The sequence below is a fragment of the Hirschia sp. genome (assembly GCF_058892565.1).
In genome coordinates this window covers 73,117-87,225 of sequence record NZ_JBZXVU010000001.1, presented here as the reverse complement: position 1 = coordinate 87,225, position 14,109 = coordinate 73,117, and the positions used below count along the sequence as shown (strand labels likewise).

General features: G+C 43.8%; 11 protein-coding genes and 3 tRNA genes. 8 read left to right on the top strand and 6 right to left on the bottom strand.

What is annotated here, in order from left to right; translation table 11 throughout:
• Window positions 1-376: 376 nt before the first annotated feature.
• From AC5EF3_RS00410 to AC5EF3_RS00395, 4 genes are all read left to right on the top strand, one after another.
• Entirely contained in the window at window positions 377-1,057 is a 681-nt protein-coding gene (locus AC5EF3_RS00410) for a polysaccharide biosynthesis/export family protein (RefSeq protein ID WP_493546598.1), read from the top strand.
• Window positions 1,058-1,229: 172 nt separating this feature from the next.
• A tRNA-Gly gene (locus AC5EF3_RS00405) sits at window positions 1,230-1,303 on the top strand.
• Between the two features lie 313 nt (window positions 1,304-1,616).
• Window positions 1,617-2,624, top strand: a complete 1,008-nt coding sequence (locus AC5EF3_RS00400; protein WP_493546597.1) for a glycosyltransferase family 2 protein — start codon at window positions 1,617-1,619, stop codon at window positions 2,622-2,624.
• 165 nt (window positions 2,625-2,789) lie between these two features.
• Window positions 2,790-2,996 carry a hypothetical protein gene (locus tag AC5EF3_RS00395; RefSeq protein ID WP_015827938.1) on the top strand — a complete coding sequence of 69 codons (207 nt, stop codon included), beginning with the start codon at window positions 2,790-2,792 and terminating at the stop codon, window positions 2,994-2,996.
• A gap of 130 nt (window positions 2,997-3,126) precedes the next feature.
• Here AC5EF3_RS00395 and AC5EF3_RS00390 read toward each other — a convergent pair whose 3' ends face one another.
• From AC5EF3_RS00390 to AC5EF3_RS00380, 3 genes are all read right to left on the bottom strand, one after another.
• Entirely contained in the window at window positions 3,127-3,834 is a 708-nt protein-coding gene (locus tag AC5EF3_RS00390; RefSeq protein WP_493546596.1) for a sugar transferase, read from the bottom strand.
• A 450-nt stretch (window positions 3,835-4,284) separates the two neighbouring features.
• On the bottom strand, window positions 4,285-5,076 hold the full coding sequence (locus AC5EF3_RS00385; RefSeq protein ID WP_493546595.1) for an SDR family NAD(P)-dependent oxidoreductase: 792 nt from the start codon (window positions 5,074-5,076) through the stop codon (window positions 4,285-4,287).
• Window positions 5,077-5,282: 206 nt separating this feature from the next.
• Window positions 5,283-5,367: transfer RNA gene (locus tag AC5EF3_RS00380), tRNA-Tyr, on the bottom strand.
• 105 nt (window positions 5,368-5,472) lie between these two features.
• On the opposite strand from AC5EF3_RS00380, the gene AC5EF3_RS00375 reads away from it, so the two are divergent.
• Window positions 5,473-6,291 (top strand): TrmH family RNA methyltransferase, encoded by an 819-nt coding sequence (locus AC5EF3_RS00375; RefSeq protein WP_493546594.1) that lies wholly within the window; start codon window positions 5,473-5,475, stop codon window positions 6,289-6,291.
• Window positions 6,292-6,417: 126 nt separating this feature from the next.
• Window positions 6,418-7,392, top strand: coding sequence for a glycosyltransferase family 2 protein (locus tag AC5EF3_RS00370; RefSeq protein WP_493546593.1), 975 nt, complete (start codon window positions 6,418-6,420; stop codon window positions 7,390-7,392).
• Window positions 7,393-7,414: 22 nt separating this feature from the next.
• On the opposite strand, the gene metG is transcribed toward AC5EF3_RS00370, so the two are convergent.
• Window positions 7,415-9,127, bottom strand: a complete 1,713-nt coding sequence (metG, locus tag AC5EF3_RS00365; protein WP_493546592.1) for a methionine--tRNA ligase — start codon at window positions 9,125-9,127, stop codon at window positions 7,415-7,417.
• 145 nt (window positions 9,128-9,272) lie between these two features.
• Between metG and AC5EF3_RS00360 the strand changes: the two genes are divergently transcribed.
• Both AC5EF3_RS00360 and AC5EF3_RS00355 read left to right on the top strand, forming a co-directional pair.
• Window positions 9,273-9,752, top strand: coding sequence for a DUF1761 domain-containing protein (locus tag AC5EF3_RS00360; protein WP_493546591.1), 480 nt, complete (start codon window positions 9,273-9,275; stop codon window positions 9,750-9,752).
• Between the two features lie 106 nt (window positions 9,753-9,858).
• Window positions 9,859-9,934 (top strand) — tRNA-Thr (locus tag AC5EF3_RS00355).
• Between the two features lie 209 nt (window positions 9,935-10,143).
• Here the strand turns inward: AC5EF3_RS00355 and AC5EF3_RS00350 are convergent.
• The gene (locus AC5EF3_RS00350; RefSeq protein ID WP_199285688.1) at window positions 10,144-12,369 is read right to left on the bottom strand and encodes a GumC family protein; all 2,226 of its coding nucleotides are present in this window, start codon (window positions 12,367-12,369) and stop codon (window positions 10,144-10,146) included.
• A 105-nt stretch (window positions 12,370-12,474) separates the two neighbouring features.
• Window positions 12,475-13,812: an outer membrane beta-barrel protein gene (locus AC5EF3_RS00345; RefSeq protein ID WP_015827945.1), complete on the bottom strand. Its 1,338-nt coding sequence runs from the start codon at window positions 13,810-13,812 to the stop codon at window positions 12,475-12,477.
• Between the last annotated feature and the right edge of the window lie 297 nt (window positions 13,813-14,109).

Genomic DNA, 14,109 nt, shown 5'->3' with positions numbered 1-14,109 from the left:
CGACCCTCGGTTTTGGAGACCGATGCTCTACCAACTGAGCTATACCCCTATATTGGAAAGGTGCTGATACGCTATCAGAAATAAAAACACAAGCAAAAGCTAGAGTGGTTCAACGCTAATTTTCATTTTTTCTGCGATTGCTTCTACCTACGCATCATGTCGCATAAAAAAACACACCTCAGCACAGAATGGCCCGTTTCTTGATACATTGTTATTCAGAAACGCTAAAACACGCTTTAAAAAGCCTTCATACCGCTTTGCTTGTACCGTTTGGTGACGGTTGATGGTATTTTTAAGAGTGTTTTTTAAAGATTATTCGCTTATATGGCGAATAGATTGGGAACTTTAAAAGTTTTAAAAGTCGGGAAGCAAAAAAATGAATGTTATAACTAGCCTTAAACTCGCGTTTGCAGCAGGAGCCCTTTTGGCTGTAACTGCATGCTCGACAGCAGCAACCACAAGGGATGTCGATGCTGGCAGCGCTAGCATCCAACCACCGGTCACGATGTCAACTCCGACACCTACGCCAACACCGACAGCCACACCCGCTTCTGAATCACAAACATCGTCATTCAGCAGAGCGAAACCGACAGATTCATTGGGGTACAAACTTGGCAATGGTGATACAGTTCGTATTACTGTTTTTGGTGAGCCCGACCTATCTGGTGAATTCCAAGTAGACGGAACAGGCATGATTTCAATGCCTTTGATTGGCGAAATAGAAGCAACTGGCCAGTCTGTACGTCAGGTGCAACGTGCACTTGAAGAGCAATTTCGCAACGGATACTTAAACAACCCGCGCATCTCTGCCGAAGTCATCAATTTCCGCCCATATTATATCCTTGGCGAAGTTAGCCGCCCTGGTGAATATCCATATTCTGACGGTCTAACCATCCTAAACGCGATTGCGACTGCCGAAGGCTATACATACCGAGCAAACAAAAAAGTGATTTTTGTACGCGGCGCAGGTCAAAAGGAAGAGCGTGAAGTCAAACTGACATCCACAACACCTGTTCACCCAGGTGACACACTCCGCGTTGGTGAACGTCTCTTCTAACATTCCCTAAGGTAATCTAATCCATATCAACGGCACATGTATCAACGATCATGTGCCGTTTTTTATGTTTCATTCGCCACAATGACATTCCAGCGTATAAACTTCCAAATTTTACAAAAAAACGACTAGACGAACGCTAGTTAAATGCGCTAACAGTTCGTTTCTCTGATGAGCGGGTATAGCATAATGGTAATGCACTAGCCTTCCAAGCTATGTACCTCGGTTCGATTCCGTGTACCCGCTCCATTCTCTTTCAACACCCTCCCCAAATACAACACCGCAATCAAGTGCATAAAACGACTTCTAGTTTGCGCAATTGGTGCAATTTTTGCTTATAGGTACATTAGATAAAGGCGAGAGTTCTTTATTGGGAAATGTCATTTTCTAACTGAAATAGTCTCGCATTGCCTAACGTCAACTAGCTATAGTATAAAGTTATTTGAGCAAACAATTGAAACGACAACAGTAAAAAAGGGTTCGGGGAATGAATGATACTGTTTTTCATACTTTAGACGATGCAAAAACAATTCTTAAATTCCCTGTTGCGCAGGTGTAATTCATGTCGCTTCACCAAGATACAATTGCTGTTATCATCGCGGCATACAACGCTGAAAATACAATTGCTCAAGCTGTTTCCTCTGCCTTAAAGCAAACAATTGTTTCTCAAGTCATTGTCGTCGACGATGCCTCCAATGACGCAACATCTTCCAACGCGCAGTTAGCTGATGACGGAACAGATCGCTTAATCGTTGTAACGCAAGCTATCAATCAAGGCCCCGCTGCTGCACGTAATGTCGCTTTAGAACACGTCACTGCAAATTGGTTTACCGTTCTTGACGCAGATGATTATATGCTGGAGGCACGCCTCGAAAAACTGCTTACACTGAACAATAACGAATATGATATTCTCGCAGACGACTTATGGCTCGTGCGAGAGGGTGAATCCATTGATACCAAGACGTCCATGTTGGGTATTGATACACAAAGCGGCATCTCTCCGCTTACACTTGAAAGTTTCATCTCTGGCAACATTCCCCAAAAAGACAAAACCAGACGCGAACTTGGCTTCTTAAAGCCTATCATTCGTATGCAAGCCCTCAGAGATATCAAAACTTTCTATGATGAGAGAATGCGTTTGGGCGAAGACTATGATCTATATGTACGCCTACTCGCAAACGGTGCCAAAGCTGGCCTCACACCAGCTTTGGGATATGTTGCCATACGTCGCACGGATTCATTGAGCGGAAAACATGGGCACACTGATTTACAATTTCTCTATGAAAGTACACGCGCACATCAGAAACTGCCCAATCTATCTTCAGAAGCAAAACACCTCATGCGCCAAGCCCGCTCAAGCGTCTCACTAAGATATCGCTGGGCCAAAATGATACATGACAAAAAAGCAAAAAACCTTCTAGGTTTCTTATCTTGTTTCTTGACGTCTCCTAAAAACATCGCGCTCTTGCTATCCAATCTAGTAACGTCAATTCTAGATAGAACCATGAAACCTGATAGCTCTAAATCACCGACGGTCTATACTGCCCAAACGAACAAAGTCGCAAAGTAAAACGACGCCCTCATCAAAGGCAGATTAGCAAAATACGCGTTTTTCTTGAAAAAAACCGCCCAAACCACCCATAATACATAAATTTTCTGGCTAGCTATTAAGATTATCTTGTCGATGATGGAATTAGAGTTTCATCAACAAAGTATTTTTGTCAGGTGGTCTCTTATGGATAGCTACATTTCAGCGACAAGTCAGGACGCACGTGTCATAGAGCTAGATGCATATAGACACGGCTCAAACTTTTCGTCTTACTCTGACGCAGAACCTAACGAAACAAAATGGGCTGCTTGGCAGACTCTATTATTTATCTTGGTCACATGTGGAAGCTTTTGGCTTTCCGTTGGATGGTCTCTAAAAGCAATATTTGGATAAGTAGTAATTCAAATTTTACAGCTCAAATATTTACCCAATAATCCAAAATCAAAAAAGCCTCCTGAAACTTAATTCAGGAGGCTTTTTTATTTATCGGGATATATCGGATGAAGATATATGAAGATGCTTTCTAGTAAGCACCCTTACCTAACAATACTGCTGGGATTGATATAAAGAGAATTTTGATATCGTTCCAAAGCGACCATTCACGGACATATTTAACATCAAGCTCGACGCGTTTTTCAAAACCAGTATCGCTACGTCCACTCAACTGCCACAAGCCAAGAACACCTGGACGCACACTACAATAGACAGCAAAGTCTGACATGCCACCATAATCAGGCGTTTCTGCACGAGTAATCGTACGAGGCCCAATAACCGACATCTCACCTTTGATGATGTTCAGAAGTTGCGGCAATTCATCCAAGCTGGATTTACGCAAGAAGTGTCCAATATTGGTAATACGTGGGTCTTTTTTCAGCTTCTTAAACTGACGCCATTCAGCAGCTGCTTTAGGGTCGTTTTCCAAGACTGATTTCAATTGTTCTTCTGCATTTAAAACCATTGTTCTAAATTTATAACAGTAGAATTCTTTGCCATCGACACCAATACGGCGCTGTTTAAACAGTGCAGGACCGCCATCATTCATCTTTATTAGCACTGCAATCAGTACATAAAGTGGGAATAGAAAAACAACTACTCCCAATGCGAGTGCAACATCTAAGAAGCGCTTTGCGCCACTAAGGCGCGCCTTCGACCAGTTACTTTGATTTTGATCAACTCCGCTTAATCCACTAACGAAGCCACCTTCAATAATTGTATTGTGTTTCACAGCCATTCATCCCATTCGCGTGCTCTACACAGGGGTCCTCGCAAGAACCGCGCCAGTTCCACAACAGACTCAAATTTGAATTGTCAAAAACTGAAAAAACACCCACCGACTCTACTCTAAAAGTTAATTCAATCGTCTAAATTTGGGAGGAAAATTTAACTCTTTTAAGTCTCCCATCCCATTTGTCAGACTTATTTTTACAAATAGAGCAACAGAAAAGAATTGCAATGCGTTAATGTAGTTTTTCTCCAAAGAAGAGAATTTATTTAGCAGTGCATTCTTATTAGGCATTATTGACTTAATTTGGACATGTGTTGCGTGATAAAGCAACCATTTAAATACTGCTTATTAAATACAGATACAATACTCTCAAGCACCCGCTCTAATAAATATTTTCATCAACCAAATAATAGAAACACACATACGTAATGAATACATGAGCACGAACAGCGAATACTATTCATTCTCACTACCAGGTGCCGCTGCAGATCCCGCTAACAATCCACCATCAACGTTAAGTTCTGAGCCTGTCATATACTTAACATCATCACTTGCAAGTAAAAGTGTTAACGCTGCAACTTCTTCAACAGTTCCAAACCTTTTTAAAGGTGTTGACGCCACCATAGCGGCTTCATTTGCATCTCTATCTGCACCATCGCCCAGCATAGCGTCCCATATTGGTGTCATTATCGCTGCGGGGTGCACAGAATTACACCGAATGTTCCAGCCTTTTTGGGCGCAATATAGCGCAACACTCTTAGTATGGTTGCGAATCGCTGCCTTAGACGAAGCATAAGCTGCGGCTCCGGGGATGCCCACAATCCCAGATCGGGAAGACATATTGATGATAGAGCCTTCGCCACGCTCTTTCATCGCGCGTATTGCGTAACGACATCCCAAGAATGTGCCATCAAGATTTACCTGATGGACCCAACGCCAGTCTTCAAATGAAACATTTTCCGGATCATGAGGTGAGACTTGCTCTTCAAAACCGGTAATTCCAGCATTATTAACCACCACATCTATCTGAGGAAACTTTTCCTCGACAGCATCCCAAGTTTTTTCTGATGAAACATCCAGATAAAAGAACTCGCCGCCAATTTCATTCGCGAGCTGCTTGCCTTTATCTTCATTGATGTCGGTCACAATAACATGTGCGCCCTGCTCCGAGAATAAACGGCAAATTCCTTCGCCAATTCCCATTGCTGCCCCAGTTACCAAACATTTTTTTCCGCTTAATTTTGTCATAGATCATCTCAAACAACCTCTTGGCCAAGCCAAGAGCACTTGAACGCATACGACTCAATTTAACACACAGTAATGACAGTATTGAATCAGATCGTATGGATACATTAGAAATAGGCTTAATAATTATGTGCAAATAAGGAGCACTCAACAAAAACCTAAATCATCAATCACGATCCTAAAAAATTGCTTTGGTTAAAAGCAGTAAATGGTGGAGGGGACTGGATTCGAACCAGTGTACGCTATGCGGGCGGATTTACAATCCGCTGGATTTAACCACTCTCCCACCCCTCCAAGGGTGTAACACTCTATAAGTGTTAGTAAGATCTATGCTTGACGACAGCTCAAAAACACTTCTAAGCCTGCAATCAATAACCTCACGAAGGGCGCTTTATAGACATGAAGAACAAACCGCGCAAGCAGTCGTTTGCGGACAACACCAAAAAAAATTACAAAAATCAAAAAAAACCAACTTATCAACAACTTCCAGAGGGTGAAGTGTGGATTTGGGGCGTTCACGCGGTCGCTTCAGCTCTTAAAAACAACTCCAGAAAGAAAATTCGGGCGTTTTTTACCCGCAATGGCGCACAGAAACTAGGACTCGATGCGGAGCACCTTCCCCACTACGCTCAACTAGCGGACCCAAAAGACATAGATAAATTAGTTCCACCCGATTCGGTTCACCAAGGTGTCGTTCTTCATGCGCGTGAATTGGACGGTGTGGACTTTGAAGATGTGCTTGCAAATGGCGAAGGCCCAATTGTCATTCTAGATCAGGTCACCGATCCTCAGAATGTCGGTGCCGTATTTAGATCCTGCGCTGCTTTTGGCGCAAAAGCCGTGATCATGCAGACACGAAACTCTCCACACCTAAGCGGCGCACTTGCCAAAGCGGCCGTTGGCGCAATCGACATCATTCCAGAAGTCGCCGTCGTAAACATCTCCCGTGCCGTCACAGCACTAAGTGATGCTGGATGGTGGGTTGTTGGAATGGATGGCAATACTGAAATTGATATTGCGCAGGCATTTGACACCCCCGCACCGCTAGCCATTGTAATGGGAGCTGAAGGTTCGGGAATTCGTCCCCTTATTGCCAAGGGTTGTAGTCAACTTGCTAAAATTTCGATCTCTCCACAAATGGAAAGCTTAAATGTGTCCAGCGCGGCCTCCATTGCCCTTTATGAAGCCAATCGACAAAACAAGAATATTTCGAACTGAAAAGTCAACAAAACATCAGCCACACCAGCCCGAACTTTTCGTTAAATAGAATTGCATAATATTTGCAGCAGAAAAGCAGAAAATCAGCAATAACTCGACATTAGCTTAGCAGCACTATGGGATTCTATGACGATAAACTCGCAAGTTGAAGCACAAAACAACGCAACCCTTATCGGAGTTGCCACGTTCAAACGCCCCAAACAGCTTCAAGAACTTTTAGAAAGCTTAGAAAAATTAAGCTGGAACAAGCTTGAAATGCCACGTGTTGAGATTGCTATAGTCGACAATGATGCAGACGAAAGTGCACGCGAACTTGTTGAAATGTTTGCGAAAAATAGTCACTACCCTATCACTTACCTTACAGAAAACAGACGCGGTGTTAGTCATGTCAGAAACACGGCGCTCGAGTTTGCTTTATCTCATGAATTTGATTTTCTTGCCTTTATTGATGATGACGAAACAGCCCACACCAATTGGCTTGAAGCGTTACTCATCAGGCAGAACGAAACAAAAGCCGGTGCCGTTTTCGGACAAGTAAATTCTCAATATAATGAGGATGCACCAGACTGGATCGCCGCATGGCGTCCACACGCCCATATCATCGAAACAGACGGCATACCAGACAAGCCAGGCGGTACTTGCAATGTCTTGATTGACCTTCAAGCCGTGCAAAATAGCGATATTAGGTTCGATCCTAAAATGTCCCTAACAGGCGGAGAAGACACGCTTTTTTTCTATGAAATGCAGGATGCAGGCTACACATTTGCAAGTGCAGCCGCCGCTATTGTGGACGAAGACATTCCCAGCAATCGCGCTCAACCAAACTGGATATTAAAGCGTTGGTATCGCACCGGTATGACGGATTTAATCATTATAAACCGTCATTCAATCGGCCCCGTAGTGAAGCTAAAAGCTGTATTAGGCGGCCTTGTTAGGCTTGCCGTTGGCAGTACCGCAGCGCTACTTTTTTGGATTGCAAATTTCGGCAAACTGAACAAAACAACAATGGAAAAACTCTACACCGCATATCGCGGTGCAGGCATGTTGTCTTTTGCTTTTGGCCGCACCTACGAAGAATACGGCTCAAAAAAATCCGATTAATTTTAATAACTTAGTAGCTGAATTACTTTCCGCCGCCAAATTTTTCTGTCCACTCCTCGACATGCGCATCCTCAATTTTTGAGAACAACACTTCAGGCGCTTTCACTGGCATTCCAATTGGCAATGCTGTTAAGACTGCGGCGACATCGTCAAATTTAAAACTACGATGTTCTTCAGGGATCCCAATAGCATCAAGAATTTTCTTTCCCGTTTCGGGAATAATTGGAAGTGCCAAAATTCCAAAAAGAGCAACCAAATTAAGACCATAGCGAACACCAACAGCAGCAGCATCTTTATCGGTTTTAAACTTGACCCAAGGCTCAGCCTTCGTCAGATATTCATTCCCCACCGCCCAAATAGCACGGGTTTCTGCAGCGGCTTTTCTAAACTCCATATTCTCATAATGAGACATCAATATTGGCAAACGTGTTTTGAGCTCGCCTTCAAGCCATGCTTCATCTTCGCCAGCTACGCCGCCATCTGGTAAAACACCGTCAAATTTAGACACGGTATATTTGGTAATCCGATTAACGAAATTACCCAAAACATTAGCAAGGTCAGAGTTGATCGCTGATTGAAACCCTTCCCATGTGAACGGCGCATCAGACCCTTCTGGCGCATTCGCGATTAAATACCATCTCCAATAATCAGACGGCAATATATCCAGTGCTTGGTCCATGAAAACACCGCGTTTCTGACTGGTTGAGAATTTACCACCATACCAAGTCACCCAATTGAATGCTTTCAATTTATCTACGGTTTTCCAAGGCTCTTGAGACCCAAAAATAGTGACTGGAAACGAGACAGTGTGAAATGCCACATTATCTTTTCCCATAAATTGCACATAGGAGACATCGTCTGCACCTTTATCTGTACGCCACCAACTTTCCCAATCGCGATTGTCTCCAACTTCCGCCCATTCTTGCGTTGCCGCTATGTATTCAACAGGCGCATCAAACCAAACATAAAAGACTTTATCTTCAAACCCAGGACGTGGCTTGCCATCTTTCAATACAGGCACACCCCACTTTAGGTCACGCGTGATCGCACGATCCTGCAAGCCTTCATCTAGCCATTTATAAGCGATGGACCGCGCAAGTTGAGGCCAAGTTTCGGCTTCATCAACCCATGCCCGAATCGTGTCCTGCATTTTTTCCTGCAACAAAAACAAATGGACAGTGTCGCGGATCTCAATGTTCTTAGAACCAGACACAGCAGAATATGGCTCAATAAGGTCCACAGGGTCTAATAGGCGCCCACAATTGTCGCATTGATCGCCTCGTGCTTTTTCAAACTCACAATGAGGACATGTACCTTCAACATAGCGATCAGGTAGAAAACGACCATCATCGACGGAATAAACCTGTTTAGAAGTGCGTTCCTCAATAAGTCCATTCGCTTCGAGTTTCTCAGCGAAGTGTTGAGTGAGCTTTGCGTTCTGCTCACGAGATGACCGACCAAACCAATCAAAGGAAAGCCCAAACCCTTCGCCTGCTGCACGCTGGATCTCGTGTTGTTCATCACAATATTCTTGAACACTGATGCCAGCCGCCGATGCTGCTAATTCAGCGGGCGTTCCATGCTCATCCGTCGCACATACATACAAAACATCATCGCCCTTCAATCTCTTGAAACGCGCATAGACATCCGCAGGCAACATGGAGCCAGCCAGATTTCCCAGATGTTTAACACCATTAATGTACGGAAGCGCGGATGTGATCAGGATACGTGACATATTACTTTTCTGTCATAATAGAGTAGAGTAACAAATCGGTTCCGCGTTTAAGCAGAAAAGCAAACCGATTTGAGCGACGTTGGAGGGATGTTTAACGCGCTCTTTAGGCAAATGAAAAGAGCAGGTTTCAAAGGAGGGGCAAAAGATGCTGAGAATTGGTGGAATAAACGTAATTGGTGTCGTATTGGCGACCATAGCTTTCTATATGATTGGATTTTTGTTTTACGGGCTTTTCTTTAAAGATGTTTGGACAGCACACACACTTGCTTCAACTGGCGTCGCAGAACTCGATTCGATTCGTCAAATGACACCCGAACGTCTCGAAGCCGCATGGTATAAAGCTTTTCCTGATGCCAACCCAACTTTATCAATGGGTCTAGGTTTTCTAAATACTCTCGTCACCACTATCGTTCTAGCAGTTGTGTTGAGGTTTCTTACAGCTGGTGCTGCGACCATCGCCTCTTATGCTGGCTTTGCGTTACTGCTCGCTATTGGGTTCTCTATCACATCCATTTCCTATGATCATATATATGCTGGAAAATCTCTCATACTGTTCTGGATTGACACAGCACATATATGCATTGGTTTCATTGTAAGCGCTGTCATTCTGTCCTTGTTTGAATAGCTGAAATACTTAGAGTTTTTGCGCGGTGATTTTTTTTGAAAAAACTTCAAAAAAAGGCTTGCATACTGCTTCGCAAAAGATTAGTTACATCACCTCTTCAGGGTGTGCCGGCTTAGCTCAGTTGGTAGAGCAGTTGATTTGTAATCATCAGGTCGCGAGTTCGACTCTTGCAGCCGGCACCATTCTGAAGATTGAAACCACAATGGTACACAAAGCAGCGAACTTGTTCGCTACCATTGTTTCCACAATAGTTTTTATAAAAAATATCAGCTCTTTCGAAGCATGACTTCGCGCGCGCTCAATTCGACAAAATCCTGCGCGCACTGATAATACAAAAAAACGCCCCTCCATGCTTATCACATAGAGGGGCGTTTCTATCTAAATAACAATTCTAGTTGTTAATGTAGTACTTAGAGTAAGCTTTATAATTGCTCAATGCAGCACCTGAGTGTTTTGATAGACGTTTCAAGTCCACAAATGTAAGTGCAACACCGGCCACATTCGCTTTAAACTCACGAAGTACACCCAATGTTTGGGCAAGAGCAGCACGACTTGTACGACGCCATCTAGCGGCCACCAACACTTGGTCGGATTTAGCTGCAATCACACGTGTTTCAGCCATCAACAAGATCGGCGCAGTATCAACGATGATCAAATCGTAATCCACTTTCAAACGCTCAATCATTGTATCAAATGTCTTAGATCCAAACACATCACGAGATGTCTTACGAGTCGAAGTCAATGGTAGAATATCTAGATCTGTTTCAGTGTCTTTCTGAATAACATCTTTTAATTCAACTTCACCCAGAAGATATTCGACTAACCCAAATTTCGGTTTCAAACCTGATGTTTCAGTCAATTGGTGACGTCTAAAGTCTCCATCAATCACAAGCGTACGAGACCCAGTCATCGCTGACATACGCGATAGAGATAGCGTCAAACTTGTTTTACCTTCAGCTGGGAATGACGATGTAACAGTCACAAGCTTGGCTGGGTTATCAATGTTTGCAAATTTAACGGAAGCCCTGAGGTTTCGCATAGATTCCGCAAAAGCGGACATTGGATGCTCAATCAGATACTTTGCAGGTTGAACCTTTGAACCAATACCAGACGGAAGCAACGGAACATTCCCAAGGAATGGGACACCATTGCGTTCTTCAATTTCTTCACCTGAAGACACGCGATTGTCCAATAACTCCATCACAAGGACGATACCACCAGCAGCAGCTAGCCCAAGGAATAGACCCAGAGCAAAATTCACTGACTTACGTGGCAAAGCCGCAGCTTGAGGTACATCGGCATATGCAAGCACACGCGCATCAACATCTTGAATAGATTCTTGTTGATTTGTTGTTTTGAACTGAGTCAGAATTTCTTCATACAATGTACGAGACGCTTCAGCATTACGTTCTAGCTCTCGAAGTTTAATCGTTGCACGGTTGTTCTGAGACAATTCACCGCGAAGGTTTCCTAAACTATCACGGAGACTATCGAGGCGGCGCCTTGAAATTGAAACTTCACTCTCAAGACTTGACACAATACGGCGCACCTCTGCATCGATTTGCGCTCTTAAATCGCGTTCTTCTCCCACAATCGAAATAACATCAGGGTGACGTGGTCCATATTTTGTTTCCAAATCAGCACGTTCCCGTGTGATCTGAGCCTGCTGCGTCCGCAAATTACGGATCACATCAGATTGCAATGCTTCCGCCATAGCTTCAGCACCCGCACCAGTGTTCAATGAATTACGAACAGCAGCCAAACGCGCACGACGCTCTGAATATTCCGCTTCCTGAGCGATCATTTGAGCCTGAATATCTGAAATTTGCTGCTCTGTTAGTGTCTTACCACTCGCGCTCAACAATCCCATTTGAGACCGATATGCTTCCACAGCGCTTTCGGCTGAGCTCAACTCCGCTCTAAGGTCAGTCAATTGTTGATCCAACCAATCATTGGTACGACGCGTCTCTTCAAAGCGAGTATCAAGTTGGTCAACCAAATATTGATCAGCTACCGCATTCGCAATTGCAGCCGAACGACCCGCATCAATACTACTGGCAGTGACGTAGAATACGAACTTACGGCCATCCCGCTCTGCCTTAACTTTTCCTGCAAGAATTTTAGCAGCCGTAACAATAACGCGTTCAGCTTTTTCTTCTTCTGTCAGGATGCGCTCTTCCACAGGCGTTTCTTCTTCTCCACTTGGGATCAATGAAGAAATGACATTCTTCACCTGAGCTTGAAAGACTTCCATCTGTGTCGGCACATATAGGCTTGGATTAAATTCAGCGAATTTCTGAAGCTCTAGTTTACGAACAACACGTTGTAGCAAAACTGGACTGGTTATAATTTCTAGTTCTGTTTCAAATACGCCTGGGTCTGCCGGCAAGCCAGATAAGACACCCACATCAAGAACAGCGTTTTCCCGCTGATCTACAATCACCTTTGCAGAAGATTGATAAATGGGCGTCATCTGGAGCGTTAGCAAAGCAACAATGCTAAAGATCGTAACAACCACAAACATCAGAAGTGTAAAATTACGTCTTATCGTGCGAACGATTTGGGAAAGACTAATCACCTGACTAGGGCCATTCTGGTTGCCCGGAAACGAACTCATTACATTCGATTCAATTGGATAAGGATATGCCTTGGTCAAAACTACGGTCCTTCAGCGCTATATAAGCTTATAATATACTAAAAAGTGTCGGCCGGAGCCCTTCCCTTATGGGAAGAGCTTCAAACCAACGCCCACTATTGTTTGGTCGTATGTACGTCCACGATTCTCTACACTTGATTCACGGCTATCAAATTGAAGATTGAAATCTAGGTGTACGTTCGGGTTCATTTTATAAACCGCACCAGCACCAATATTGTAGAAATCTTGATCATATCCAAGCGTGGTGGCTGAACCATCTAGCTCTTCTACACCATAACGAGCGTTTGCATTCAGCAAAAGATTTCTTTTCAACTCGTGAACAACACCTAGTTCACCCTGAGAAACCAAAGCGGACGGAAGATCAATCTGGCCCGTGTCAGCTGTATATCTGTTCACGCCCAAAGAAACTGTTGTTAAAGGTGTTGGAAGCCATTGAACATCTGTGTCGATCGCCAATCCTTCAATATCATTAAATTCTGCAGCATCTCGCTCTTCACGAAGGAATCCAACCGCAACTTCACCACGCAACAAACTAGATTGGAAGCTTGTACCAATTTGAGCATTAAAGCCTGATGCATCACGCTTAACACCGACAGTTGGAACTGTATCATACTCACGGTCTGAAACAGCTGTGCTTAAAAAGAACGAAATGTCGGGACTTAGTGCATATTCTGCACGAGCATTATAAGCTGTCAGCGTATAATCACGATATGAGCGATCATTCTGTATACCGTCATTTAATGCATCGTCTGAAAAACGAATATCATCATATGAGAGATCACGTACATTAGCACCTAAGCTGAAACGAAGCGAGTCACGTTGCCAGTTTCCTGCTATTCCACCAGTAACGACGCTGTACTCAGCTGGGTCACTCTGAAGCTCTTGGCTTATCGCAAAAATACCACGTCGCTCTGTAAGCTCTTGTGCGCCCACATTTGCAGTGAAGTTGAACTCTCTAGAAACGTCAATTCGGCCACGCAAAAAACCGTTTAGGTTAGTGTGGCTTTCATCACCATTGTCCGTATATTCTTTGTGCGCAGCGCTGGTTGTTAAACCAATTTCGTGACGTCCCCAGTCTGAAGTTAAATTAAGGGCTGGCGTAATAGATACTATAATATCTGAAGTTTCAGAAATCTGCTCTTCTACTCCATTTACCAATGTAGTGTCATTGCTTCCAACAGCATAAACGTTGGAATTAGACTGAAGCCCAAGCCCAAGTTCTGGAGTAAGCTTAAAGCTTCCTAAACGAACTTCACGCGGCTCAAATTCAGGTAGATAACGCTCACCCGCTCCTTGGATCCGGTCACGACGAAACATGTCGTCCTGAGCAACCGCTACTTGAGTACCGATTAGTGTCGTTAGCGCACCAACGCCAATTACTTTGATCATCTTGGACACGAGCATCCCCTTTAAATTTCCGCGCAAACACACGCACAACCTAGATTTCACCCTAAATTGAGCAATATCGAGGCCAATATTCACCACAGGTGACAATTATTCGAATTTAGCGACAGTTTATGCTATAAATCCCTACCGCAATGATGAGATTGACGTCACCTACCCGCCAAAAACACCCTCTGAAACCGTGATACACCACAGACATGTTAAATTCAGTTCAATTGCAATGTGCAATTGCTCTAATTGGATTCAGGTCCGATTGATGTTTCAAAATAAACCTTTAACGTATTTGGTAAATTCAAG

Bases quoted from the DNA above. Each gene is read 5' to 3' on its own strand.
- AC5EF3_RS00390 (WP_493546596.1), bottom strand. From the start codon at position 3,834: ATGGCTGTGAAACACAATACAATTATTGAAGGTGGCTTCGTTAGTGGA.
- AC5EF3_RS00375 (WP_493546594.1), top strand. From the start codon at position 5,473: ATGAAGAACAAACCGCGCAAGCAGTCGTTTGCGGACAACACCAAAAAA.
- metG (WP_493546592.1), bottom strand. From the start codon at position 9,127: ATGTCACGTATCCTGATCACATCCGCGCTTCCGTACATTAATGGTGTT.
- AC5EF3_RS00410 (WP_493546598.1), top strand. From the start codon at position 377: ATGAATGTTATAACTAGCCTTAAACTCGCGTTTGCAGCAGGAGCCCTT.
- AC5EF3_RS00385 (WP_493546595.1), bottom strand. From the start codon at position 5,076: ATGACAAAATTAAGCGGAAAAAAATGTTTGGTAACTGGGGCAGCAATG.
- AC5EF3_RS00395 (WP_015827938.1), top strand. From the start codon at position 2,790: ATGGATAGCTACATTTCAGCGACAAGTCAGGACGCACGTGTCATAGAG.
- AC5EF3_RS00345 (WP_015827945.1), bottom strand. From the start codon at position 13,812: ATGCTCGTGTCCAAGATGATCAAAGTAATTGGCGTTGGTGCGCTAACG.
- AC5EF3_RS00370 (WP_493546593.1), top strand. From the start codon at position 6,418: ATGACGATAAACTCGCAAGTTGAAGCACAAAACAACGCAACCCTTATC.
- AC5EF3_RS00400 (WP_493546597.1), top strand. From the start codon at position 1,617: ATGTCGCTTCACCAAGATACAATTGCTGTTATCATCGCGGCATACAAC.
- AC5EF3_RS00360 (WP_493546591.1), top strand. From the start codon at position 9,273: ATGCTGAGAATTGGTGGAATAAACGTAATTGGTGTCGTATTGGCGACC.
- AC5EF3_RS00350 (WP_199285688.1), bottom strand. From the start codon at position 12,369: ATGAGTTCGTTTCCGGGCAACCAGAATGGCCCTAGTCAGGTGATTAGT.